Origin of the sequence: Pseudovibrio ascidiaceicola, assembly GCF_900114245.1 — a bacterium.
Taxonomy (GTDB): Bacteria; Pseudomonadota; Alphaproteobacteria; order Rhizobiales; family Stappiaceae; genus Pseudovibrio; species Pseudovibrio ascidiaceicola.
Genome location: NZ_FOSK01000012.1, coordinates 108482 through 133950, shown reverse-complemented (window position 1 = coordinate 133950; position 25469 = coordinate 108482). Strand labels below are relative to the sequence as shown.

The 25469-nt window shown below is 51.6% G+C and carries 20 protein-coding genes; 11 read left to right on the top strand and 9 right to left on the bottom strand.

From position 1 onward, the window contains the following. Positions 1-61 precede the first annotated feature (61 nt). Positions 62-1060: an HTH-type transcriptional regulator GntR gene (gene gntR, locus BM231_RS20705; protein WP_093522398.1), complete on the top strand. Its 999-nt coding sequence runs from the start codon at positions 62-64 to the stop codon at positions 1058-1060. A gap of 27 nt (positions 1061-1087) precedes the next feature. Here the strand turns inward: gntR and dld are convergent, their stop codons facing one another. The 3 genes from dld to BM231_RS20690 form a co-directional block, all read right to left on the bottom strand. Next, entirely contained in the window at positions 1088-2773 is a 1686-nt protein-coding gene (gene dld, locus BM231_RS20700) for a D-lactate dehydrogenase (RefSeq protein ID WP_093522396.1), read from the bottom strand. 9 nt (positions 2774-2782) lie between these two features. Then, positions 2783-4849, bottom strand: a complete 2067-nt coding sequence (locus tag BM231_RS20695) for a TRAP transporter large permease subunit (RefSeq protein ID WP_093522394.1) — start codon at positions 4847-4849, stop codon at positions 2783-2785. Between the two features lie 102 nt (positions 4850-4951). Further along, positions 4952-6016, bottom strand: coding sequence for a TRAP transporter substrate-binding protein (locus BM231_RS20690; protein ID WP_093522392.1), 1065 nt, complete (start codon positions 6014-6016; stop codon positions 4952-4954). Positions 6017-6355: 339 nt separating this feature from the next. On the opposite strand from BM231_RS20690, the gene BM231_RS20685 reads away from it, so the two are divergent. Continuing rightward, positions 6356-7141, top strand: a complete 786-nt coding sequence (locus BM231_RS20685) for a FadR/GntR family transcriptional regulator (protein WP_093522390.1) — start codon at positions 6356-6358, stop codon at positions 7139-7141. Between the two features lie 74 nt (positions 7142-7215). On the opposite strand, the gene BM231_RS20680 is transcribed toward BM231_RS20685, so the two are convergent. Both BM231_RS20680 and BM231_RS20675 read right to left on the bottom strand, forming a co-directional pair. Beyond that, positions 7216-7701 carry a DUF2478 domain-containing protein gene (locus BM231_RS20680; RefSeq protein ID WP_093522388.1) on the bottom strand — a complete coding sequence of 162 codons (486 nt, stop codon included), beginning with the start codon at positions 7699-7701 and terminating at the stop codon, positions 7216-7218. 193 nt (positions 7702-7894) lie between these two features. Then, positions 7895-9163 (bottom strand): N-acyl amino acid synthase FeeM domain-containing protein, encoded by a 1269-nt coding sequence (locus BM231_RS20675; RefSeq protein ID WP_139226379.1) that lies wholly within the window; start codon positions 9161-9163, stop codon positions 7895-7897. A 266-nt stretch (positions 9164-9429) separates the two neighbouring features. Here BM231_RS20675 and BM231_RS20670 point away from each other — a divergent pair, with 266 nt between their 5' ends. The 5 genes from BM231_RS20670 to BM231_RS20650 all read left to right on the top strand — a co-directional run bounded on the left by BM231_RS20670 (position 9430) and on the right by BM231_RS20650 (position 14444). Continuing rightward, positions 9430-10335 carry a ThiF family adenylyltransferase gene (locus BM231_RS20670; RefSeq protein WP_093522384.1) on the top strand — a complete coding sequence of 302 codons (906 nt, stop codon included), beginning with the start codon at positions 9430-9432 and terminating at the stop codon, positions 10333-10335. Positions 10336-10605: 270 nt separating this feature from the next. Continuing rightward, positions 10606-11595, top strand: a complete 990-nt coding sequence (locus BM231_RS20665) for an ABC transporter substrate-binding protein (protein WP_093522382.1) — start codon at positions 10606-10608, stop codon at positions 11593-11595. A gap of 77 nt (positions 11596-11672) precedes the next feature. Then, positions 11673-12455, top strand: a complete 783-nt coding sequence (locus BM231_RS20660; protein ID WP_208860541.1) for an ABC transporter permease — start codon at positions 11673-11675, stop codon at positions 12453-12455. Next, positions 12445-13257 (top strand): ABC transporter ATP-binding protein, encoded by an 813-nt coding sequence (locus tag BM231_RS20655; RefSeq protein ID WP_093522380.1) that lies wholly within the window; start codon positions 12445-12447, stop codon positions 13255-13257. Before BM231_RS20660 ends, BM231_RS20655 begins: the two co-directional genes overlap by 11 nt. Further along, positions 13254-14444 carry an NnrS family protein gene (locus BM231_RS20650; protein WP_093522378.1) on the top strand — a complete coding sequence of 397 codons (1191 nt, stop codon included), beginning with the start codon at positions 13254-13256 and terminating at the stop codon, positions 14442-14444. The genes BM231_RS20655 and BM231_RS20650 overlap by 4 nt, the downstream gene beginning before the upstream one ends. Positions 14445-14699: 255 nt before the next feature. On the opposite strand, the gene BM231_RS20645 is transcribed toward BM231_RS20650, so the two are convergent. Together BM231_RS20645 and BM231_RS20640 are read right to left on the bottom strand one after the other, a co-directional pair. Further along, on the bottom strand, positions 14700-17297 hold the full coding sequence (locus BM231_RS20645; protein WP_093522376.1) for an ATP-binding protein: 2598 nt from the start codon (positions 17295-17297) through the stop codon (positions 14700-14702). Continuing rightward, entirely contained in the window at positions 17294-18067 is a 774-nt protein-coding gene (locus BM231_RS20640) for a response regulator (RefSeq protein WP_093522374.1), read from the bottom strand. Before BM231_RS20640 ends, BM231_RS20645 begins: the two co-directional genes overlap by 4 nt. 313 nt (positions 18068-18380) lie before the next feature. On the opposite strand from BM231_RS20640, the gene BM231_RS20635 reads away from it, so the two are divergent. The 4 genes from BM231_RS20635 (at position 18381) to BM231_RS20620 (ending at position 24095) form a co-directional block, all read left to right on the top strand. Further along, the gene (locus BM231_RS20635) at positions 18381-19403 is read left to right on the top strand and encodes an ABC transporter substrate-binding protein (RefSeq protein ID WP_093522372.1); all 1023 of its coding nucleotides are present in this window, start codon (positions 18381-18383) and stop codon (positions 19401-19403) included. A gap of 106 nt (positions 19404-19509) precedes the next feature. Beyond that, positions 19510-21717: an ABC transporter permease gene (locus tag BM231_RS20630; protein WP_167550324.1), complete on the top strand. Its 2208-nt coding sequence runs from the start codon at positions 19510-19512 to the stop codon at positions 21715-21717. A gap of 23 nt (positions 21718-21740) precedes the next feature. After that, positions 21741-22811 (top strand): ABC transporter ATP-binding protein, encoded by a 1071-nt coding sequence (locus tag BM231_RS20625; RefSeq protein ID WP_093522370.1) that lies wholly within the window; start codon positions 21741-21743, stop codon positions 22809-22811. 192 nt (positions 22812-23003) lie between these two features. Continuing rightward, positions 23004-24095, top strand: a complete 1092-nt coding sequence (locus BM231_RS20620) for a DUF2235 domain-containing protein (RefSeq protein WP_093522368.1) — start codon at positions 23004-23006, stop codon at positions 24093-24095. 53 nt (positions 24096-24148) lie between these two features. Here BM231_RS20620 and BM231_RS20615 read toward each other — a convergent pair whose 3' ends face one another. Then, positions 24149-24754, bottom strand: coding sequence for a cytochrome b/b6 domain-containing protein (locus BM231_RS20615; RefSeq protein ID WP_093522366.1), 606 nt, complete (start codon positions 24752-24754; stop codon positions 24149-24151). Between the two features lie 3 nt (positions 24755-24757). Then, the gene (locus tag BM231_RS20610; protein WP_093522364.1) at positions 24758-25219 is read right to left on the bottom strand and encodes a c-type cytochrome; all 462 of its coding nucleotides are present in this window, start codon (positions 25217-25219) and stop codon (positions 24758-24760) included. Positions 25220-25469 lie beyond the last annotated feature (250 nt).

The window sequence follows — 25469 nt, the reverse complement described above, 5'->3', positions numbered from 1 at the left end:
CATTTTGCAAGGAGTATCTGAAATATCTACAAAGGCGCTCAGGAATAGGGAGTATTTTTTGATGCCAAAACCAACGCTTGTAGATGTTGGACGAGAAGCTGGCGTTAGCGCAATCACAGTTTCCCGCGCACTTCGCTCACCTGAAAAGGTGTCTGAAGCATTGCGCGCGAAAGTTGAAATTGCTGTGAAAAAACTTGGCTATGTGCCGAACCAGTCTGCTTCTACTCTTGCGTCAAATAAGTCCAGTTCCATCGTGGTCATGGTCCCTTCCATCTCGAACAACGTGTTCACTGACGTGCTTGGTGGCATCAGCGATGCATTGCATGGATCGCGCTTCAATATGCAGATCGGCTACACCAACTATGATTCGCAGGAAGAAGAGCGCATCCTGCGATCATTCCTGAACCCTACTCCCTCCGGCGTAATCATTTCTGGTCTTGAGCAAACTGACGAAACTCGGCAAATGCTTGAGAATGCGGGCGTTCCTGTCGTGCAGATTATGGACATTAGCCCGAAACCAATCGATATGATTGTCGGTTTCTCGCATGATCAGGCCGCTGAGACAGCGACGCAACATCTGATCGATTCGGGTTATAAGAACATCGGTTTCATTGGCGCGCAGATGGACCCACGCTCCCTGAAACGTCTGGCTGGCTTCAAGAAAGCGATCAGCGACAATGGGGAATTGCGGGAGCAGTGTATCGCGGTAACGAACAAACCCTCCAACGTGCGGCTGGGTGCAACATTGCTGGATAAACTCACCTCGCAGTTTCCTGAGTGCGATGCTGTTTTTTGCAACAATGATGACTTGTCTGTCGGCGTGCTGTTTGAATGTCAGCGCCGAGGTATCAAGGTTCCGGACGAACTCGGCATTTGCGGTTTCAATGATTTAGGCATCTCATCAGAAACCGTCCCAAGCATCACCTCGGTGACCACTCCGCTGCGAGAGATTGGTCGTCTTGCCGCTGCAATGGTGATTGGCGAAGAAGGTGCGCCTTCAACTCCGATTGTTGACCTGAGCTACACTATTTCAGCGCGAGAAAGCACCAAAAGAGTTTAGGCCAGAGCGGATACTCTGGCCTTTGTGTCAGTGGTAGTGTTTGCAGCGGGACGTTTTGCCAAGGCCCGGATTGAAGCTGTTTGTCGGGTCTATGGACTTATAGAATTCGACCAGATCCGGTTTTGCTTTATAGATATGCCCGACATTGTGTTCCGCCGGATATTCCGCACCACGTGTGTCTAGAATCTCAAGCATTTCCTGCTTGAGGGCTGCCACATCTACACCCTTTTTCACGATGTAATCCTGATGCAGCACATGGCACATGAAGTGACCGTAGTAGAGCCGGTGGATCAGCTTGTCTTCGATATGCGCAGGTAATTGCTCAAACCAACTGCGGTCATCCCGACGTAGCGCGATATCCAGTGCAAGAATGTCTTCTGCAGCATCTTCGTGCACCGCTTTGTAACGGATTGCGGCACCTGCTGCTGCAAAGCGATGAAGTGCGGCCATCTTGCCTTCAGTCGCATCACAAGCGAAGAAGTCACCTGAACGAGATGCAAAGAAATCCTTCAGGAAGGCCCCCGCCTCATCAATGCCCTCGTCGCTCATCTTAAGGATGAGATGGTGTTCATAATCTCTGCGATACTGAGACATGCGTTTTGGCAGAACATTTGGCCAGACCTTCGCAAGCACTTGCATGAAGCGGTCCGTCAGGTTCTTTGGGAGGAAGCTGACCTTGTTCAGATACGCATCCACTGCCCCCTTCAGAGCAAAGAAAGTCGGCAGGCGATCTGTACCGAGGTGGTTGATCATGACGACGGTGTCTTTGCCGTACTTCTCTGAGATGTCATAGGCTTCGCGGTGCATGTACTCAGCAGAAACCGGGAGGCTCTCAAAGTTCGACAGGATTTGACGACGCAGCTCAGTCAGTTCTGCTGGATCATTGGTGCCAATGTAGAAGGTCTTCTCAGCACCTGCTTTGGGGAACGTATCCAAACGAACAGCAAAGACGCCAAGCTTACCAGCACAGCCGCTGGCCTCATAAAGACGGCGTCTATCGGCATTAAAACGCGCCGGTGTCGCGGCGTCCACATCGCGGACACGGCTGTGGTACTCACTGTCTGATGCTTTCTGGTTGGTGTCATTCACATCAGCTGAAACGTAATTGCCACTTTCCAGATTGCTCAGAATTTCCTCAGCTGAGTTGCCAAGTTCAATCCCGAGATGATTGACGAGAACCAGCTCACCATCCGCATTGAGCTGTGCGAACAGAGAAAGCTCAGTGTAAGAGGGACCGCGCTCAATGAGCGATCCGCCAGAGTTGTTGCAGACACCACCAATAATAGAGGCGCCAATGCAGGACGAACCGATGACCGAGTGTGGCTGGCGCCCCAGTGGAGCCAGCAATTTTTCCAAATCGAACAGAGTAGAGCCGGGAAAACTGATGATTTGCTTGCCGTCGTCCAGAGCCTGAATCTGTGTCATCCGGTTGGTGTTGATGAGCACCACATCGCGCTCATACGTCCCCTTTGGCGTCGAACCCTCCGTCAGTCCGGTGTTGGCGGCTTGCATGATGACGATCTTGTCTGCCGCAACACAGGCTTCCAGCACCTTCCACTGCTCTAACAGCGTGCCGGGACGTACGACTGCAATCGCCTCTCCTTCTCCAGAGCGGAACCCTTTACGGAACCGCTCTGTCTTTTTCGGGTCGCTGAGAACGTGGCGAGTGCCAACGACTTTTTCAAACTGCTTGATCAGCTCTGCGTTGTTCATCTCGGCATCCTAATAGGCGACGGATGGCAGCCATGTGGCCAATGGAGGCAGGAAGTACACCAGCATCAGGCCCAGCAACTGCAGCAGCACGAACGGAATGATACCGCGGTAGATGTCTGTCAGTTTGATCTCAGGCGGACACACGCCCTTCAGATAGAACAAGGCGAAGCCAACGGGCGGTGTCAGGAACGAAGTCTGCAGGGTGACTGCAACAAGGATTACGAACCAGATCAGTGCAGGCTCATCAATCACGCCGTAGCCACCAATATCGAGACCAAGGCCGTTGATGATAGGGCGCATCAGAGGCAGGACGATCAAGGTGATCTCAATCCAGTCCAGCACGAAGCCGAGCAGGAAAACGATGAACAGGATGAACAGAACTGTTCCATTGGCACCAAAGCCGGTGGAAGCCACCATCTCCTCAATCAGTGCATCACCGCCCATCTCACGCAGGACGTAGGAGAAGATGGTTGCGCCGAGGAAGATGGCAAAGATGTAAGCGGTGGTGTTGAAGGTGGACTTCAACACGTTGACCAACTTGCGGAATGTAAGCTTGCGATAACCGAGTGCCAGCAGAGTTGCGCCGAGTGCACCGATGCCGGAAGCTTCTGTTGGCGTGGTCAGACCTGCGAAGATAGAGCCCAGCACGGCAAGGATCAGCAACAAGGTTGGAAGGGCGGCGATCAAAACATCCTTGATCGCGTGCCAATCTGGTGCCTTCGCGCCTTCTGGCACTGGTGCTGCATCGCGTTTAACAAGAGCAACGACGAAGATGTACACCAGATACAGCATGCCAATGATGATGCCCGGGAAGACTGCTGCCATGAACAGGTCACCAACGGACAGCGCCATCTGGTCTGCCATAATCACCAGCATGATGGATGGCGGAATGAGGATACCCAATGTACCGGAAGCTGAGACCACACCGGCTGCAAGGGACTTAGAGTATTTCTGCTGCATCATGGACGGCAGAGAGAGTACGCCGAGCAGTACAACAGAGGCACCGATGATGCCGGTAGAGGCTGCTAGGATGATGCCGATCAGCGTAACCGTGATCGCGAGACCGCCGCGCACCGTACCAAACAGCTTCTGCATGGAAGTCATAAGGCGTTCAGCCACGCCGCTTTCGTCCAGCATCAGGCCCATGAAGATGAACATAGGCAGAGCGACAAGAACAGCATTGGACATGGTCGCATAAACACGGTTTACGGTAGCGCCCAATGTCAGATAGTCGAGGCCGGTGAAGGTGCTTTCAAGGCCGGTCCAGACCATGTAGTCATTGTCGAACAGGTAAGCCAAGCCGCAATACGCAATGCCGACACCTGCCAGAACCCACGCAACTGGGTAGCCGGAAAAGAGCAGTGCGATGAAGCTCAGGAACATTGCGATGACGAGTTTTTCTTCGGTAGTCTCGACGAGGAAAGACAGACCATACGCAACAGTAGCAAAGCCAAGGAATGCAAAGAGGATCAGGCGGATGCCCTTTCCTTTACGCTCGCTCTCACTGTTGACCCAGATTGCATGAACGTCGTGAATAAGGCGGGCGAGTGCTGCAACTCCCAGCAGAACAAAGCTTAACGGAATGACGGCTTTGAGTGCCCAACGCGCAGGTAGGCCAGTTGGGCTGGAGGAGCGTTCGCTTACGCGGAAACTGTCGTAGAAATAATCGTAGCCCTGATCCACCATGAGGTAGATGAAAGGGACTAAAAGCGCAGAAATGCCGATGATTTCAATGAAACGCTGTGTCCGGGGGCTCAGCTGCATGTGCAGCAGATCCACACGTACATGGCTGTCTGTAACCAGTGCGTAGGAAATGCCCACCATGGTCACCAGACCGTAGATGTGCCATTGAAGCTCATCAAGCTTAGGGAAGTTGTAGTTAAACAGATAGCGCATCGTTACTTGAGTGACGATTGCGAGGATCAGCAGCAGGTTGGCCCACATTACAACGTGGCCAACGCCTTTTACAAAGTGATCCAGTGCAACGGCTATGGGCTGTCTATCAGTGTCTTCGTGCTCGAGAATTTCTTCAAAGAGCTCAATTGGATCTGATGTGTCCTGAGGATTTTTTATCATAGCATTCACTCTTGCAGGTCAACGTCGCAACTATCTGGGCTGGAAGGCCGAGGCCAATAGCAAAAATGGGAGCGGCAAAGGGGGAGCCGCTCCCAAGTTTTATTATTTACGCGGTAGGAACGCGTTTTCTTTCCAGATTTTGTAGTTGTCGCGGAACTGGGTCAGGTCAGCCAGAACTTTCGCGAAGAATGCGTCGTTTGCAGCTTCTTCCTGAGCAACGTCGTTCCATGTTGAACGGAACACGTCGAGCATTTCAGGAGACCACTGTTTGATCTGAACACCGTTGTTGTTCACGTTGTCGAGCAGAGCTTCGTGCTGGATTGCTTCACCTTCAGCAAAGCTGTCAGTCACAGATGCCTTACATGCATTCTCGATGATTGCTTTGTGGGTGTCGCTTGCTTTGTTCCAAACGTCTTTGTTGATCAGCAGTTCAAAGACGGTTGCCTGCTGGTGCCATCCTGGGAAGTAATTATACTTTACCAGTTTGTGGAAGCCGAGACGTGCATCAATGGCTGGCATGGAGAATTCGGTCGCGTCAATCGCGCCTTTCTCAAGCGCCGGGAAGATTTCGCCGCCTGGCAGCAGGGAAGTTGCTACGCCAAGCTTCTGCATGACTTTACCGCCAAGACCGAAGAAGCGCATTTTCAGGCCCTTCAGGTCTTCTGGAGAGTTGATCTCTTTAGCGAACCAACCGGAAGTCTCTGGTGCGATGATTGCACATGGCAGAACTTTTACGTTGTAGCCCGCCTGATCATACATTTCCTGGTACAGGGACAGGCCGTTGCCGTAATAAAGCCAAGCCGCGTATTCACCAGCTTCCGGACCAAAAGGAACGGCTGAGAACAGTGGAGCTGCAGGAATTTTACCGGCCCAATAGCCAGCTGTTGTGTAGCCGGAATTGATTTTGCCTGAAGAAACAGCGTCGAGAATTTCAAACGGTGGAACCAGCTTGCCCGGCTCATACACCTTCATTTTAATGGAGCCGCCGGACATCAGCTTCAGCTGATCAGCGACACGAGGAATTGGGCTTCCCAAACCTGGCAGAGAGGTAGAGAAGGCAATTGGTGTCTTCAGCAGCAGCTTGTCAGCTGCGTTTGCGATAGGAGCTGCGAGCACAGATGCAGCTACAGAGGCGGCGAGAGCAAGGCTTAAGACAGATTTTTTCATGTTTCCTCCAAATGGCATTCGGCTGCTAAACGCGCTTTTGCGCTGTCCTCCCAAGCAGCTGATTGATGGTAAATAATATTGACCTCTAAAATAAATCAAGAAATATATTTTGCGGTTTTAGCCGTTTTTCGGGCTTGACACGCGGGCAAATACTAATGGTGCGGATGCGTAGAGAATTTGGAGCTAAGTGCCTAAAGAGTAGAAAATTCGCTGTAAAACAACGTATTAGTGCGTAATGCATGCTTTGATATATCAATATTGTGGCTCTTGGCACTCTTCCCCTTGAATTGGAAAATAAAATCGACCAATATTGGAATTGTGACCGGCAGGAAGTGTAAAATGGTGTCTGTAGATTATCTTTTTGAGCCTATCGACCACGATACCGTGGTGGATTCTGTAACTGAGCAGATTGAAGGACTCATTTTGGCCGGCGTGCTGAAAGAGGGGACGAAGTTACCCTCTGAACGAGATATCTCTGAGCGTATGGGCGTCTCTCGTCCGAAGGTTCGCGAAGCGCTCAAACGGCTGGAAGATTCCAATCTTATTGCTATTCGTCACGGTGAAGGATCATTCATAGCGCCACTCATCAGTGCAGCTATGAGCCCAGCCTTGATCAATTTGATCAGCCGCAATCAGACTGCCTTTTATGATTACCTTGAATATCGGCGCGTTCAGGAGGGATTTGCGGCTCGTTTGGCCGCTGAGCGTGCAACCAAACTGGATCTTGAGCGACTTGAGGTTATTCTCGTAAACCTTCGGGAAGCGCAGGCTAATGGGGACGATATTGCTTCAAAGAAGAATGATATTGCGTTCCATTTGGCGATTGTGGATGCAGGTCACAATGCCATGCTTATTCATATGATGTCTTCCATCTATGAGCTGACGCAGAAGGGCGTTTTCTATAATCGCGAGTTCTTGCGCTCGATTGATGGGACCGGCGAGCAATTGTTAGAGCAGCACGAGGATATTGGCAGGGCTATTTTCACGCGAAATGGCGCAAAGGCCGAAGAGGCGGCGCACCGGCACATTGATTTCGTGGAGACATCCTTCCGTCTCGGGCAGGATCAACAGCGCCGTGAGCTTATCTCCTCAAAACTCTTTGCGTTGCAAAGAGGTGAAGAATAATTACCACTCTTACGTATTGGGAATAGAAAGGATCATTCGCAAAGGCCATAGCGAATGATCCATATTATTAATGCCTATCGACTTTCAACCCAAGCTGTGAGATCTGCAATGTTTGGCTCAACAAATTCGGCCATACCGCCGGAGAATTCTTTAAAGGCGTCGATATTGATATGGTTGGTGCCAACGAGAACGGACGCTCCGCTCTCTAGCGCCTTCACGATCAAATCCCGAAATCCGCTGCCATTGGCTTCCTGTTCGCCAAACTTGTTTAAGATGAACACGTCAAACGGTTCGTTGATCCGCTGAGTAACTTCGCCTGCAGCTTGCGCGAGGGCTGATGTGTCCAGTCGGCAGCCGGAAGACTCCTTGCCAAGGGATTGGGTGATGGAGATTTGTGGCCCGTCTGGCAGGACCAGAACGTCCATATCGCAGCGATGGCGATCTTCGTTGACCGTATCTGCCTGCACAATACCGCAAGTCCGTATGCCGTTTTCCCGAAGTTTCTCGGAAAGCTCTGTCAGCACCAGTTTCCCTTTTGGTAGGGTGTAAGCAATTCTCATCTGGGGTCTTCCTTGCGCTTCTGTTTTTTCAGCTATGTGAAAACTCTCATATCAAACTGTAATAATACTGGTTTGATCTACGCAAGGTTACCCCTGCGGCGAATGCGCACAATTATCATGAGAAACGGGTTTTACGCGCATTTACCGCAAGAGAGGACAGCCCGGTTTCTTGTGGTTTAGGTGGCTCTTCGCCCTACCCTACATGAGTAAACTGATCCTCTTGATAACTGGGCGCTTTGTGGAGTGTATCTTCTTTTGAAGATAGCGTCGTCTGCTCGTTTGTCAGCATAGCCATAATGCCAGGCGATGATGTTGGGTCGTATCGAACTGTAGCATCTAACTCTCCTGTGAGGGTTATAGACTGAATCCGAACTGGTTCTGTCTGCTGATCTTGTCGGAGAAGCTGGAGTTCTTTCCCTTCGAGTAATTCATATGGCCTTTCTGCTGTAAGGTGGATCCGATCCTCCTCTATGCGGCGGACGATGATGGGTGTCCTGTTGCCAGTACTCGACCGGATGATGCCCGTTGTGTTTGCGTCAATGAGCGCTGTTGCCTTTGAAAGTTTGTGACGAGCGAAAACTTGGTCGTAGTTACTGGAGGAATAGTGGCGGCGAAGCAGTTCGAAGTCTTCTTTCGTGATTGAGTTTGCGCCTTGAATTGGTCCATGCAGGAAGTGATTAAGGTGTTCTGGTCGCCAGCGATTGCCGTTGTAAGTTGTGACGGCTGTGCTGAGGCTGCGAAAGGTGTTGAACTCGTATTCCATGTAATATTTGAAAACGTTTCGTTCGTCTGGGACGTCTTTGTACATCGCGGCGTAGTCTTGGTGCATTTCCGTGAAATTGAGATAAGCTCCTGTCGCTGTTGTGCCGTTTACGTAGTCAAACGCGTCAATCACCTCTTCACTAAGTCTGCGAAAGAGCAGCAGCGCCTCATAGAAAACCATGTGTTTGGGAGTCGAGGCCATCACGAGATCGTGGACACCCAAATCTTCGCGGGCAACTTGAAACATGTACTTCAGTAGAGCGTGAATGAGTGCGCCATCCTGAGAGCGATGGTCAGGATGAATGGTCAATGAGGATGCTTCGGCAATCCGGCGGTTCCAGCGTTGAATGTGTTTGAGTGAAAAAATCTGCTCCACGGGGAGTTCTTCAAGAGATTTGATGATGATGGTGGTGGTGCCAATGACGGTATCACCCTGCTTTGCGATGAGGGTGTAGCAGGATGGGAGCACATAAAACGGGGTGAACCGATAACCGCTTCCGTCCTCCTTCATGTAGCCTACTTGAGTGTAGGAGTCGTAGAGCAGTCTGCATACCTGAGAGAGTTCATCGGGTGTATCCGCAAGCTTGAAAATGACATTCTCAGGCGGTGTGTTTTGCAATCTTACTCTTCTTCTGTGAATGGAAAAGCGACGTGCATTCGTGGCGTTTTGGGTCGGTTTTGACTTAATTGTATTGCTCATGATCAATAACCTTTACTTGAACAATGTCGTGCAAGTGAGAATAAAAATCGATATTACGTAAAGTTATAATTCTGTAATGACTGGATTGATTCGAATAGAGCAAAAATATTATTAACGTTAATATTATAATTAATATTGACATATACTTGATGTGTGAAAGATCATCTTATTTAGGTTGTGTAATAAGTTTGTATGCAATCGATAAATATTTGTGCGCGTGTGGTTTTATTGCCCACGCTAACTAAAAATTTTATTGGTGGAGGAAGATGTTGACTGTTTTAGCTACATCTCAGGCACAAGGGCCTTCAGCGGACGCAAGTGCAGGCTTTTCATATGATGCTGCTTTTTCCCGCAACATTGGCTGGGTAACGCCAGAGGAGCAACAAAGTCTGCGTGGTAAGCGTGTTGCGATTGCTGGTATGGGTGGTGTAGGCGGTATCCATGCCGTCACATTAGCGCGATTAGGAATCGGTGCGTTCAGCGTGGCTGATTTTGATCACTTTGATATCGTGAATTTCAACCGTCAGATTGGGGCCACTGTTAGCACTCTGCAAGAGCCCAAGGTCTCAGTGATGGCTGAGCAGGTGCGCAACATTAATCCTGAAGTGGATCTGTGTGCCTTTCCAGATGGTGTAACCGATGAGAACATAGACGCCTTTTTGGAAGGCGTTGATATGTTTGTCGATGGCTTTGATTTCTTTGTGCTGGGTATGCGCAGAAAGGTCTTTGCAAAGTGCCGTGAACTTGGGATTCCGGCGGTAACGGCTGCTCCGCTTGGTATGGGCACAGCCTACCTGTGCTTCACTCCGGATGGCATGAGCTTTGAGGATTATTTCCAGTTTGAAGGGGAAGACGAGCTGCATCAGTATTTCAAGTTTCTGCTGGGTTTGGCGCCAAGCGCGTTACATCGTCATTCGCTGGTAGACACCTCTCAGCTGAACTTGAAGGAAGAACGTGGCCCATCCACCGCTGCGGGGTGCCAGTTGGCCGCTGGGGTGGTTGGGGCGCAAGCCATCAAGCTGCTGCTGGGCCGTGGGCCATTAAAGCCAGCGCCGTGGTACCATCACTTTGATGCCTATGAGGGAAAGTTTGTAACCAAGCGCCTCCCGTCCGGAAATGGCAACTTTTTCCAGAAACTCAGGCTCAAAAAGACCATGCAGCAGTTTACCTAGTTTCTGCATGATTGCAGGAACATAGGTGCGTGGGAGGCTTTCCCTTACAAAGAGAGATTGTGCGGTTTTGGGCAAGTCGCGCAATGCTCCTGCGCATCTTGGAGGCTTTAAGTGGGATTTCGCAGGCTAAATTGCCTTAATATGAGTTTAATCTTCAGGTTATTGACTTTTGTCAAATAAGCGAAGGAATGTTCGTGATCTACAGTAGTTGCAATTCATTCGCATTTGCGAGCTGTTCGTTTTCTATCCCGTTTCGATGGAAACTCAAAAATGATCACACGTCGTTCTTTTCTTTCGCACACTGCAGGGTTTACTGCAGCAGCATCTCTGGGCAGTACGCTGCCATTTGTGGCTCAGGCGGCTAATCCTGCTCTCTCTCTGCATGGTCCGCCAGTTGGGCCATCGGTGGTGTTGTCTTACATTGCCAACAAAGGCTTGCTCTCTGAGTTTACAGAGAAGGTGGACTTCTCCGTTTACAAATCCCCTGATGTCCTTCGCGCCGGCTTCGTGTCCGGTGACTGGAAATTGGCCGGCACTCCGTCTTATGTCGCCGCGAACCTTGCTAACAAAGGTTTGCCAGTGAAGATGCTAAACATCATGACCTGGGGCATGCTTTATGTGCTCAGCTATGATGGTTCTGTGAAATCACCAGCGGATCTGGCCGGTGAGAAGATTGGCATGTTCTTCCGCAATGATATGCCGGATCTGGTGTTTGGCCGTGTCATGCAGCAAAACGGGCTGACTGAGGGCAAAGACTACTCCCTGCACTATGTCAGCACACCCTTTGAGGCATTGCAGCTTCTGCTTTCTGGCCGCATCAAGCATTGTGTTCTGCCAGAACCCGCTGCAACAGCAGGCATGGTCAAGGGCAAAAAGATGGGCAAGTCGATCCATCGTTCCATCGACCTGGCCAGTGAATGGGCTTCTGTGACTGGCGGCGAAGGTCGCTTCCCGATGGCTGGCATGATGGTGCATGAAGACCTTCTCAATGCCCAACCTGAGCTGATCGAAGGTTTCCATAAAGCTTGCGTCACCGGCACTGAGTGGGTGAAGGCAAATCCAAAGGAAGCAGCAGCCGTTGCATCTGAAAGCATCACGCTTCCTGCTCCTGTGATCGCCAAGTCCATTCCGCATACGCACCTGACAACAGAACGCGCCAAAGACATTCAGTCTGAGTTGGAGCAGTTCTACTCCATTCTGGCAGAAAAGAACCCATCCATCATTGGCGGAAAACTTCCGAACGCAGACTTCTATCTGTAGCTAAGCAGGCTCGGCAGGCCGCACAAAGGTTACGGTCACCTGGTCTGCTGAGCCCAACTAACAACGAGAAATACCTGATGATCCATCACATGCTATCGACGTTGCTGAGCAAGCTTTGGAGTGGGTGGGGCACTCTTGCCGGGGTATTTCTCATTTTCGCGCTGTGGCAGGTGGGTTTTGAGGCCTTCGGGTCTCTGGTGTTGCCCGCTCCACTAGAAGCGTTGAGCCGGTTGGTGGATCTTGTCGCCTTGCCATCCGGGCTCGAATACATCCTGATCACTGCCAAGCGTGCCTTTGCTGGCTTTCTGCTTGCGAGCGCTTTCGGTATTTTCTTCGGACTGATAGCCGGTTGGTCCAACACACTGTCGCTGCTCTGTAAACCGTTCATCACTGTGGCCCTTGGGGTGCCGCCAATTGCATGGATTGTGCTCGCGCTGCTTTGGTTTGGTGGCGATGATGGCACGCCGATCTTTACAGTGTTTATCTCCACGATCCCGCTCATTTTTGCAGGAGCTCTGCAAGGCGTGCGGATGCGGGAGAAGGAGCTGGATGAGATGGCACAAAGTTTTCATGTGCCGCCGGTGCAACGGTTCTGGCAGGTGCAGGCACCGCAGATTGTTTCCTACCTCTTTCCAGCATGGGCAACAGCGTTGGGGTTGAGTTGGAAAGTGGTGGTGATGGCAGAACTGCTCTCCAGCACGCGGGGCATTGGCGCTGGCCTTGCGGAAGCGCGCGTCAACATCGATACAGCATCCACCATGGCATGGATCGTTGTGGTTGTTGGGCTGTTGTTGGTCATCGAAGGTATGTTGCTCAACCCGGTGAAAGATTATGTGGAGGGTTGGAAACATGCTGAATGATACAGCTCCCCTACTCTCCGTCGTGCCAAGTGGTGCAGCAGATACAAAGCCATCCGTTTTATCTGTGTCAGTGGAAGACCACCGCTATCATCCTTTGCAGCAAACACTGGCACCGAGTGCGCTGGAGCTGAAAAAAGGGGAAGTGGTCAGTATCATTGGCCCATCTGGATGCGGGAAGTCGACTTTTCTACGCATCGCAGCGGGGTTGATTGAGGCAAGTTCCGGGAAAATCTCAAGCACTACAGATCGAACGGCGATCCTGTTTCAGGAACACCGGTTGCTGCCATGGAAGAGCCTTCTGAACAACATCAGCTTTGGTCTTCAGGGACAAAAACTCTCCAAGTTCCAGCGTATGAAGAAAGCACGGGCCGTCGCTTATGCCATGGGTTTCACTGAGGATGATCTGATCAAGTATCCCTCAGAGCTCTCCGGGGGCATGCGTCAGCGTGGAGCGTTGGCACGTGCGCTCGCGGTAGAACCTGATCTGCTGTTTTTGGACGAGCCGTTTAGCGCTCTCGACATTGGCCGTCGCCGCGATCTTTACCGATTGGTGTTGCATGAAGTTGATGAGAAACAGTGTTCCGTTCTGATGGTCACTCACGATGTGACAGAGGCTTTGGCTTTGAGCGACCGTGTTTTGGTCATGGCGCCGGATCCGGGTCATTTTGCCAAGGAATATGAAGTGCCACTGGCTCGCTCCGAGCGTACACGTCGAAACCTTCTGGAACTTGAGGCAAGCTTGCTGGCAGATGATCGGATTGCGCAGCTGTTCAACATGAGCAATTGGGAGCAGCTGGTATGACTGAGCTTTCCCATGTGCCTGCACAACAGGTTTCTTTTTTTGATGCTCCGGTGTTTTCTGAAGGGTTCCGCGTCTTCTTTCCGCTGTCAGCGCTTTATGCGGTGTTCTCCATCGTCGTATGGGGGCTTGTGCTTGCAGATGTATTGCAAGTGCCGCTGGATGCAGACCCTCTCCTCTTCCATCAATATGAGATGTTCTTTGGCTTTTTCACAGGGGCGATGGCAGGCTTTTTGACCACTGCTGTCCCCTCCTGGTCAAACACACCAAAAATTGCAGGCGCACAATTGGCGGGGCTTGCCGCGCTTTGGCTGGCGGGCCGCGTTGCTTTCTGGATGCTTGGCGTGCTTTCGCCTACTGTTGTCTTTGTGGTTCAGGCTCTCCTTCCTGCTGCATTACTGATTGTTATTTTGCCAAAGCTCTGGCGTGCCAAGATGCGCCATCTCATGTGGCCGGTGCTTCTGCTTTGCGTGGCGCAACTTGTTTGCTTTTGGGAGTACATGCAGATTGGCGTTCTCAATCAAGGGCTCGCGATTGCGGAGGGGGCGTTTGTCCTGATGGTCCTCACCGCACTTGCACCTGTTTCCATGGTGATTGTGAATGATGCTTTGTCCACGCGAGATGATGGCGCCGTTTTTGTTCCGCGCCCACCAATGAGGCGTGCAGCGCTGTTCTGCATCTCTGCGTTTACTCTTGCCAAGGTATTGGGTGTTTCTGATGCGTTGCAAGGATGGCTGGCGCTGGCGTCTGCCTGTGCTGTGCTCAACATCCTGCAGGACTGGCATATGGCTGGCGCTTTACGAACTTCCTTCGCAAAAGCGCTTTATCTGGTTTACTGGTTCTTTGGAGTTGGCTTTGCCTTGGAGGCTGGCGGATTGCTGGGACTGCTGTCAGCTGGCTCTTACGTTTCCGGTCAGCATATGATCTTCATCGGTGGTCTATCTCTGGCGACCTTTATGGTTTTGACCATAGCGGGTCTGCGGCATGCGGGGTACTCGCTGAAGCTTTCCAAGCTGCTTGGAGCAGCGATCATCGCTCTCATAAGCGCTTGTCTGGTCCGTTCACTCGGCCCACTGCTTCTCCCGGATCTGGATGTAATGCCCCTGGCCTGGAGCCTGTTTGCGCTCGCTTTCACTCTATACCTGATCCATTTCCTGCCCGTGGTTCTCCGCGAAAACTTCGTAGAATAAAGGCGACTGACTATGCTTTCTTTATCAAGATTATTTGAACCGAAGAAAACCGACCTTTCTGAAGGCCTCGCTTCGCATGCCCTTGAACCTGAGTGCGGCGCAGCGGCATTAGCTGGCAAGGGTTGCAGTATGAAAGACAGAGAGTTTTGTCATGATGCTCGGTGTTATGCTCTTTCGCAGGCTTGTCATGCAGGTTGTGATCAACACCAATTCATTGATGCGCTTTGGGCAGAGAACAGGCACTGATGCAAAGCCTTAGTCAGCAGCCTCAAACTGCTTTATCTGGCTGAGCAAAGCTTCGGCCAGTTGCTCCTTGCTGTAAGGCTTAGCCAGTCGTGTAATCCGCTCCAAGCTCTGTGTTTGTGGTTCCAGTGCTTTGGGGAAACGGCCTGAGGTGACGACCACTTTTTGGTCTGCGCAGGCTTTGATGCTGGCTTCAGCGAGATCCCATCCAATTTTTCCATCTTCAAGCTGAACATCCGTGAAGAGAATGTCGAACTTGGTTCCGTTCTCGATAAGGACCTTGGCAGAGCCGTAGCTGTTGGCTTCGATGCAGATGAGACCCATCTCCTGCAGCATAGTCTTGGCGCGTAATAGAGTTTGCAGATCATCCTCGACCACCAGAATGCGGCGAGGCTGGTCAAATGTGATCGCGGTGTTGGGTACAAAATCTTCCAGTGGTGCCTGCGGAATGACGAGGGTTACTGTTGTCCCCTCCTTCTTCTCGCTGGTGATACCCATTTCCCCGCCAGATTGCTTGATGAAGCCGAAAACCATGCTCAAACCAAGCCCAGATCCTGCAGAGGTGCGTCGGGTAGTGAAGAAGGGCTCATAAACACGCTCTAGCGTTTCCTGATCCATACCGCACCCATCATCAGTCACACTGATGGAAACGCTCTCGGACCCATTGACGACGACGTGAATAGAGATGGTGCCTGCATCTGAAATGGCATGGGAGCTATTGATGCAAAGGTTCAGCAGTGCGCTTTCCAGCTGACCGGGATCGATGCGCACATAGGTTGCGTCCTCTGGTAAATCTGTCGTCAGGACAATCCGTTCATCGATGCTTAAGGAAATGATCTCAGCCACACTCTCAATGAGATGGTTGATCTCAACAACCTCTGGCTCAAGGTGCTGTTTGCGGGCGAAGGCAAGCAAGCGCTGTGTCAGGTTGGTGGCCATCTCTACCGCGCTGTGAATGCGCTGGATGTTGCCTTTCAGATCAATGAGTTTTGAGCTTTTACGCTCAATTATTCCGAGACTGCCAGAGATGCTGGTCAGGATGTTGTTGAAGTCATGGGCCACTTCACCCGTCAGCTGCCCAAGGCTCTCTAGTTTTTGCTTCTGTTGGGCTTGTTCCTGTACAAAGCGGCGATCCGTTGCATCAGAAAATGACCAGACTGCGCCACCTTCAGGTAGCGGGCTTTTGCGCACTTCGATCAGGATACCGTCATTATCTATCAGTTCTGCAAAACGAAAGCGCGTGCCATGTGGGCGGACGTTTTCATCCTTCCATCTGAACCCTGAGTTCTGGATGAGCACACGAATGTCTTTGGCCGTATCGATCTCCGCCTCACTGATGCGAAGCGTTTCTGCCAACCGTGGGTTCCACGCCGTCATATCATGGGCATCGTTGGTCAGAACCAACCCTTCAGCAATGCAGTTAAAGGTGGTCTCGAACAGCTCTGTCTTACGCTGCAACTGGCCATAAATGCGGCGCAACCGAATGGAGTTGGCGCGGAAAATGCGGAAAGAGTGCAACAGCCGCGTGATCTCATCATCCTGCCGTACAGGACGTGGGAGTACGGTGGTGTGATTGCCCTTTGCCAGACTGGACATGGCATGGGAGATGCGGTTGATGTTTTTGGTTACATATCCGGCGATGTAGTGTGCCGACATTAAAGCCAGCAGAATACTTGCGATGCCTGTGAGCAGAACAACAAGCTGTGCGCTGGAGATGTAGGAGGATGTTTCCTGTCTTTGTTTGGCGATTTCGTTGCCAGACAGACGTACAAATTCAGCCACCAGCTGGTTGATCACTTGCGCGCTGGATTTGATTTTGAAAAGCGCGTTGCGAGCTTCCAGCTGTCCCGCCATTGCCAGATGACGGATGGCGTAAAGGCCTTCGTTGTCCTCTGCTATTGTCTTTAGAACTTCAACGGCCTCCTGAACCTCAGGGGCTGATACGCCTTCCAGCTCGGCCATCTGCAGATGATAGCGGCGACGCAGCTCGCCCAGACTGAGGAAATCGGTCACATGAGCTGCGGAAATCAGCAAATTAGCTGCTTGCCCAATCCCCTGCCATGCCTCACGTTCCTCTGCATTCTGGTAGAACGTAGAGGAGTTTTTGACTGCGAGGCGCTCCATCTTAGTGAGATCAACAAGCAGGGTGCGAACCTGATCCTCAGACTCGCTGATTTGCTGGGCTGCGTTGACCAGCACAGCCACCTGAGAGCGCATGAGTGAGAGGTTTTGCTGCACTTGCGGCAGAAAACGCCCGAGACTGCCCTGTTGCCGTGCAAGTGGGAAATTGTCTCGATATTGCTGTTCTGCCTTACTCAGCTCAACAAGCAAGCGAGAGCCTTCATTCTCAATCTGATAGACCGAGGAAAGGTTCAGGATGAAGGGAGCTGAACTCACCAGACCTGCCGATTTATTAGCCAGTTGGAGTGAGCTTGCGATTGCTTCAATGGTTTTTTGGTAGTGCCCAACGAGTTTCACGTTGGCTTGGTCCAGCCAGTACCAAGCGATCGATCCTGCAAACAGTGTTGCAAAAGTCAGCAGCGTGATGGCTGCCAGCAAACGTGTTTTGATGGAAAGCAGAGCTTTCAAGCGTTGGGGCAGAAGGGTCATGGCAGATCTACAGCGGCTTCATCCAGTGCGAAGACATAACCTTTGCCGCGGCGGGTTTGCAAAAACACTGGCTTGGATGGATTGGCCTCAATCTTCCGTCGCAGGCGCAGGATCAAAACATCGACGGTGCGGTCCATATAACGGGAAAGGTCACCGCCCAGATACTCCAGCAGTTCCACGCGATCAATCGGGCGGTTCGGGTTCTCTATGAGAAATTCCAGCAGGCGCAGCTCTGAGTTTGTCAGGCTGATTTCACGCAGGTTCTTATCCAGCAAACGCCGCTCATCGCAGATGAAAGAGAGTTCACCAAGTGGAATGATGCCAGCGCTTGGTGCATGCGGCGCAGGTGTGGCAGCAGCGGGCTCTCGTTCTGCTGGAACGTTGTTCTTGTAACGGCGCAAAACCGCACGAATGCGGGCAATCAGTTCGCGTGGATTGAATGGCTTCATCAGAAAGTCATCCGCACCCGTTTCCAACCCAACGATCTTGTCGACTTCATCACCAGTGCCCGTGAGCAGGATGATTGGAAAGTCATAGGATGTACGCAGGCGCTGAGCCAGCATCATGCCGCTTTCACCATCCAGTTTCAGATCGATGATTGCCAGATCAAGGCTTTCCAGCTCTTTGAGTTCGATAAGCTCTTTGCTTCCGTGGCATGGCAGTGCCTGAAACCCATACTCATGCAGCAGTTCCTGCAATACCTCACGAATAGCCGGATCGTCATCAACGACAGCTACCTTTGAGGGTGACCTATCCCAACTCTCGGCCATTTAAGTAACCTTCCTCGCAACCCATACCATGCTCCCAGACGCATACTTGGAGGTCGTTTTTGATTTTCTTCAGATTGCAGCGACAATGCACGGGAAAGTGCCTTGTCATCAATAATTCTAATATTTCATATGTAACTCACTTCTGTAATAAATGTAACATTTAAAATATATATCTGCTAAATGAGAACATACTTAACTGTAAATCATAAGCAATCCTGTGATGTTTCATGTAATTTTCAAGTCAAGTTATGGGAATATGTGGGTGTACTTGTAAGTTGTTACACCTACATGCGTTTAGACTTGGGAGAAGATAATGAAAAACGCTCTTTTAGGTGGTCTTGCTGCTGTTGGCCTTCTTGCTGCACTTCCAGCAACGGCTTCTGCTGAAGAACTCAACATGGTCTGCGGTGCTGAGCAGGACTGGTGTGAGCTGATGGCACGCGGTTTTGAGGATGAAACCGGCAACGAAGTACTGATGGTTCGCAAAAGCACTGGCGAAACACTCGCTCAGGTACGTGCAGAAGCAAGCAACCCTAAGATTGACGTATGGTGGGGCGGTACTGGCGATCCACACCTGATCGCAGCATTTGAGGGCCTAACACAGGATCCGGGCGTTGACACCAGCGACCTGCTGGGTTGGGCATCCAACATGCACAAAATCTCAAACGGTGGCACTGTTGGCATCTACGCTGGCGCTTTGGGGATCGCGTATAACTCTGAAGTTCTGGAAGAGCGTGGCCTGCCTGCGCCAGCTTGCTGGAAAGACCTAACAAACCCTGCCTACACTGGTGAAATTCAGGTTGCTAACCCGAACAGCTCCGGCACAGCTTACACCGAGCTTGCAACATTCGTTCAGCTGTTTGGTGAAGAGGAAGCCTACCGTCTGTTGACTGAAATCGGCAAGAACGTGAACCAGTACACAAAGTCCGGTTCCGCGCCAAGTAAAGCTGCAGCTCGCGGTGAAACAACCATCTCCATCGGCTTTATGCATGACATGGTGAAACTCGCTGGCTCCGGTTTCCCGCTGAAAATCGTAGCGCCTTGTGAAGGCACTGGTTATGAAGTTGGTGCTGTGAGCGTGATCAAAGGTGCAAAGCATCCTGAACTGGCGAAGCAGTTTGTAGAATATGCTCTGCGTCCAGACGTTCAGTCCCGTTCTGTTGAAGTGAAGTCTTTCCAGGTTCCTTCCAACTCCAAAGCATCCGTTGCTCCTGAGTCTCCAGATCTGGCAAGCATCAAGCTGATCGACTACGACTTTGCAACATATGGTGAGCGTTCCACTCGTGAGCGCCTGCTGAAGCGCTGGAATGAAGAAGTTAAAAACGCTTCTCACTAAGTAAATCGAGCGTTGAAGGGCGGACTTATTCTCTGTCCGCCCTTTACCCCATATGCGTTGCATCGTATTCGCGCTTGCGCCAATACAAAACTCTCGGATCAACATCATGCGAAAGACAATTGCGCTCTGGCTCGCCGCCGGAATAGTGGGATTTTGCATATTTCCCTGGTACTCAGTAGAAAGCGGCTTTTGGTCTTTTAGCTGGTTGTTCAGCGAATTCCTTAGCGAAGACGCCGCACCTGCCCTCTTCCAAGCTCTGCTTTATGGCCGCTGGTGGTTTGTTCCATTAGCATTGGCATTCGTCGGCATCGGCCTGTCGTTTGCTTTGCTGAAAGACGAACGCACTCGTGCAAAGGCCCTTGTTATTCTGTCTATGACAGGCCTTGCTCTGTTGTTTGCGCAGGGCTTTGCAATTGGCAGAGTCGGACCAGAGCTGTTCATTGATGCCCTCAACTTCGGCTCAGCTGCAGCAGGTCAGGTTGGCTTCGGCTCTGGGGCGATGATCACCGCCGGAGCACTCCTCTTTATCCTCACCACCAGCATTTCAGGTCTTGGTCAGGGCCGCGGTGATGCGTTCATCGTTGGCAGCATCGGTCTCATCATTGCTCTGGTGATCACCTTCGTTTTCTATCCGGTTTCCCAAATCCTGATCCGCGCGTTTGAAGCAAGCGATGGAGGCATTGACATTGCCTTGTTCTTCACCCGCTTCTTCTCCAGCGATATCTGGAGCCTTGCCTGCTTGGTTGGCGGCAAAACCTGCGGTCCGGCCTGGAACTCCGTTTTCCTCGCAGTGCTTACCGGTGCTGGTACAACCCTCCTCGGCCTTGCCTTTGCGCTGGTCGCGACCAAAACCGCGTTTCCTGCGAAAAAGCTGCTGCGCGTTCTCACCATTATTCCAATCATCACACCTCCCTTTGTGATTGGTCTGGCGCTGATCCTCATGTTCGGCCGTGCTGGTGTAGTGACAGATGTGCTGCATGATGTTTTTGACATTTCGAAAAGCCGTTGGCTCTACGGTTTCTCCGGCATTTATCTCGCGCAGCTGCTTTCCTTTACGCCGATTGCCTTCCTCGTGCTCATCGGTGTGGTAGAGGGCGTAAGCCCATCCATGGAAGAAGCCTCTCAAACCCTCAACGCATCCCAGTGGCAGACCTTCAAGAACGTCACATGGCCTTTGATGCGTCCGGGCCTGGCAAATGCCTTCTTGCTTGGCTTCATTGAAAGTATCGCTGACTTCGGTAACCCGCTTGTGTTGGGTGGCAACTTCAACGTCCTGTCTACTGAGATCTACTTCGCCATTGTCGGTGCTGTGGCTGATCCATCCAGAGCGGCTGTACTGGCTGTCGTCTTGCTCATGCTCACCCTGTCTGCCTTTGTGGCGCAGCGTTTGTGGCTCGGCAAAAAATCTTACGCAACAGTCACCGGTAAAGCTGACTCCGGCCAGCATTCGCCGCTAAACTCTGCGCTCAAGTGGACATGCTACGGCTTTGCATTGCCATGGGCTGCGTTCACAGCTGTCGTCTATTCCATGATCGTGTTCGGCAGCTTCGTGAAGCTTTGGGGCTACGACAACACCTTTACGCTTGATCACTACATCCGTGCGTTCTCCGTCAGCTTCAACAATGGCATCCGCTGGACGGGAGTGGCGTGGGATAGTTACTTCACCACGCTCACCATCTCCACTATCGCTGCTCCACTCACCGCTGTTGTTGGTCTGCTCACTGCCTACCTGCTGGTGCGTCAGAAATTTGCTGGCAAGAACCTGTTTGAGTTCAGCACAATGCTCAGCTTTGCTATTCCGGGCACTGTGATTGGTGTGGCTTACATCATGGCCTTCAACACACCACCAATCGAGCTAACTGGCACAAGCATCATCCTGATCATCGTGTTCGTATTCCGCAACATGCCTGTGGGTGTTCGTGGTGGTATCGCGGCTATGTCTCAGCTGGATAAGAGCCTTGATGAAGCTTCCATTACTCTTGGAGCAAACAGCTTCACCACTGTTCGTAAGGTGATCCTGCCTCTGATGGGACCTGCGATCCTTGCGGCTCTGGCTTACAGCTTCGTTCGCGCCATTACTTCTGTGAGTGCGGTGATCTTCCTGGTGAGTGCACGCCACAACATGGCAACCTCGTTCATTGTGGGCCGTGTTGAACATGGCGAGTATGGCATAGCGATTGCGTACTCTTCCGTGCTGATCATTACCATGCTCGTGGCAATCCTGCTGCTGCAGGTCGTCATTGGGCAACGCAAACTGCGCCGTCAGAACCGTCTGCAAACCTCAAACAAGAACAACGAGCTGGCTTCAGCTTAATCCTAGAGTTTCTGGAGTAAATCATGTCTATTATGCAAAAAACAGGCTCTGTACAGTTCCGGGATGTCGTCAAAAAATACGGTTCTGTCACCGCACTGAAGCCTCTCAATCTGGAAATCCAGCAGGGTGAACTTGTCACTCTGCTTGGCCCAAGTGGTTGCGGTAAAACCACCACCCTGCGTCTTATTGCAGGGCTGGAAGCGGCAACTGAAGGCACCATCTATATCGGCGGCAAGGATGTTACACACTTAACGGCGACCTACCGTAATGTCTCCATGGTGTTCCAGTCCTATGCGTTGTTCCCGCATATGAGTGTGGTCGACAACGTGTCCTACGGCCTGCGCGTCAACAAAGTACCTGCGAAGGAAGCCAAAGCCAAAGCGGAAGAAGGTTTGGCAATGGTTGGTCTGGCTGGGTACGGCGAGCGCCTGCCAAGCGAGCTTTCCGGTGGTCAGCAGCAGCGCGTGGCTGTTGCTCGTGCTGTTGTGCTGGAGCCTGAGGTTCTACTGCTCGATGAGCCACTCTCAAACCTTGATGCGAAACTGCGTCGTCATGTGCGTGAAGAGATCCGCGAAATCCAGCAGAAGCTTGGCCTGACCGCCGTCTATGTGACGCATGATCAGGAAGAAGCAATGGCTGTTTCAGATCGCATCATCGTGATGAACAAAGCAGAGATTGCACAGTCTGGGACGCCGCGCGAGCTCTACAACCAGCCGAATTCTGCGTTTATTGCGGACTTTATTGGCGACGCAAACGTGGTGGACTGCGAGATCGCAGGTTTCAGTGAAGGCAGTGTCTCGCTGAATGTTGGTGGGGCCTCTGTTGTTCTGCCTTACTCTGGACCGGCATGTCAGCACGGTAAGCTGGCGATCCGTCCGGAAGGCATCTCCGTGTCTCAGGATGGCACCAATGGCATAGCTGCTGGCATTGCTTATGCAGCTTATCTCGGCAACCAGATCCAGTACTCCCTCAACACTGGAATGGGTAAGCTGTTTGCCATTGATCACAACCTGAGCGCAACGGTTATTCCAACAGGCGCAGAAGCCTTCATCCACCTGAAAGAAGAGGGGCTGGCCTTTTTGCCAGAAGCATAAAGGTTAGGACGGCCACCTCCATCCGAACCCTCTCTTCTACAACAGAAACCCGGAGATCCCCCTCTCCGGGTTTCTTTGTGTCTGCCTCATAAGAATGTGTGGGGTGCATGAGGTGTGGATGCTCGCATAAGCTGTACTTACCTGCATTTGCTGATTAAGTTTAAGTGGCACTGCAGTTTCGGGAGGTAGGCCATGGTGAAGAACATAGTGGTGTTTTCAGACGGCACCGGTCAGGAGGGTGGCGAAGGCCCGGACACGAACGTCCATAAGCTCTTCAAAATCAGCGAAAACAGAACCAAACGACAGGTGCTGTTTTATGATCGCGGCCTTGGCACAAAAGCGCATCGCTCTCGGCTTACGCGTTTCCTTGGCAACACCACAGGGTTTGGCATCAGTAAGAACCTGATGGAATGCTATCAGTTCATTTTTGAGAACTATCAGGCGAAAGATAAGATCTACCTGTTTGGCTTCAGCCGCGGCGCGACCACTGTGCGTAGCCTTGCGGGATTTATTGAGATGTTCGGTATCCTGCCAAAATCCCGACCAGAACTGATCGCCAAAGCCTATAAGATTTACCAGATTAGCGACGGCCATGTGAGGAAAGCCAAGGCGCAAGAGTTTTGTGAGAAGCACCACAACATGTGGGCGGAGATTGAGTTTATTGGTGTTTGGGATACCGTCGCTGCCCTTGGTCTGCCGTGGAAGTCTCTTTCTTCTGCCGTCAACAAACTCCCTGGCTTCAAACATGAGTTTCACAATCTCACGCTGCCCGCTGCCGTGAAGAACGCTTACCATGCGCTGTCCATTGATGACGAGCGTGAGGTGTTCCATCCTGTCCTGTGGAATGAGAGCACAGCACCAAATCAGATCATGCAGCAAACATGGTTTGCGGGCGTACATACAGATGTTGGGGGAGGTTATAAGGATGCCCGACTTTCAGACATCACCTTCAACTGGATGTTGGAGCATGCAGAGCGCAATGGCCTGCGCGTTCATGAGGGGAGTCGCAAGGCACTGGTTTCCAAGATGGATCCGGATGAAACGGGTACTATCCATAACCCGCGTGAGGGCATCTTTGAGTATATCTATAAGGTCAAGCAAAGAGAGTGGCCACGTGTTGACCTGAACGCACGGGAACGCGGACAGCCTCATGTGCACCCAAGCGTGTTCAAGCGAGTGAATAATCCAGAGTTGGGCTACAAGCCGTGGATGATGGATAAGAACCCGATTGAGGAACCGCCGATCAAGCGCACATCTTCGGCTCGGGAAGCTGAAACCTCTTAGACATAGAAAAGCCGGAGCAGATGGATCCGCTCCGGCTTGAATTCCTGCGATTATCACTTGCCTTTTCGGTAACCTGTGACCATAGGTGTGACAAGATCTTCCCGTTTCCACAAACGGTAGAAGAAGATCGCTGCCACGTGCAGAACCACCAGAATAAGCGTTGCGCGGGCTAGAATGCCATGCCACGCCAATGCGGTGCGGGCGCTGTCGATACCCACCCATGACGCCAGCGGTCCCACATTGATGTAGTCTTCCGGGTCCGCAAACAGACCAAGCGCCGCCTGCGCTCCGATGACACCCAGCAGAAGGAAGACGAACAGTCCGCCAAGCGGGTTATGTCCCTTCCAGTTGCTCATCTGCCGTTTTGGCAGTTTGGCGATGTAACAGAGCAGTGCTTTGGGGCTGTAGATGAAGCTTGAGAAACGGGCTGTCTCTGACCCGATGAAACCCCAAATCAAACGGAACGCAATGAGTGCGAGCACTGCATAGCCAAACCAGAAGTGCAGCGTCATTACGTCAGGCCCGAATTTGCCCAAACCCCACGCCGCGGCCACACAGCCTGCGAAAAGCCAATGGAATACGCGCAGCGGCAAATCCCAGATGCGGATGCCTTTCTTCGCCTGTGCTTCCAAAAGATGATCAGTGCTCGCAGCCGTCATTTTTTAAAAGTCCTTCGCGCGGAATTCTTTGTGGCAGCCTTTACAGGTTCCGCCCAGTTTGCCGAGTGCTTTGCCCAGTGCAGGACGACCTTCGCCAGCTACTTCGTTGAGTGCAACGAGCGCCTGATAAAAATCTTTCCCCTTGGCTTGATAGCCTGCCATGTCTTCCCAAATAACTGGAAGTGCACGGGTTTTACCAGGCAGATCGGCGTTTGAAGTGCCCGGAACATAAAGGCCAGCTGCGTTGTAGCTGGCAACTGTCATCATGTTGCCTGCAGCTGCTTTGGCTTTTTCTGGGCTGTATTCAATTTCGCCTTTTGCCATGGCTGCAAGAGCGCCCATATCATGCCCAAGCAAGGTGAAGTAAGCGCGACGAGCGTCTACGACATCGTCTTTGGTTGTGTCTGCCGCAAAAGCTGAAGTTGCAGTCATAGCGACCAGCGCAGTGATCAATAGTTTACGCATGGATTTCTCCGTGTTTGGTGATTGCCTAGTATTTGATGGGGGTGTTTTTGTTTTGATTATTCTGTTCGAAATAAATCTTCTGGTACTGTATTAGGTGCCAGCGTCTATTTATTATCTCTGTCTAGTCTAGTTATGTATATATCCGTACAAGGCGGATTTGAGCTTGCTTTCGATTAGAATAGTTGAGTCAAATATCGCTTCAACGGGAATGTTGTAATAGTTTGTCGCAAGGTGTAACGGGCGCTTGCAA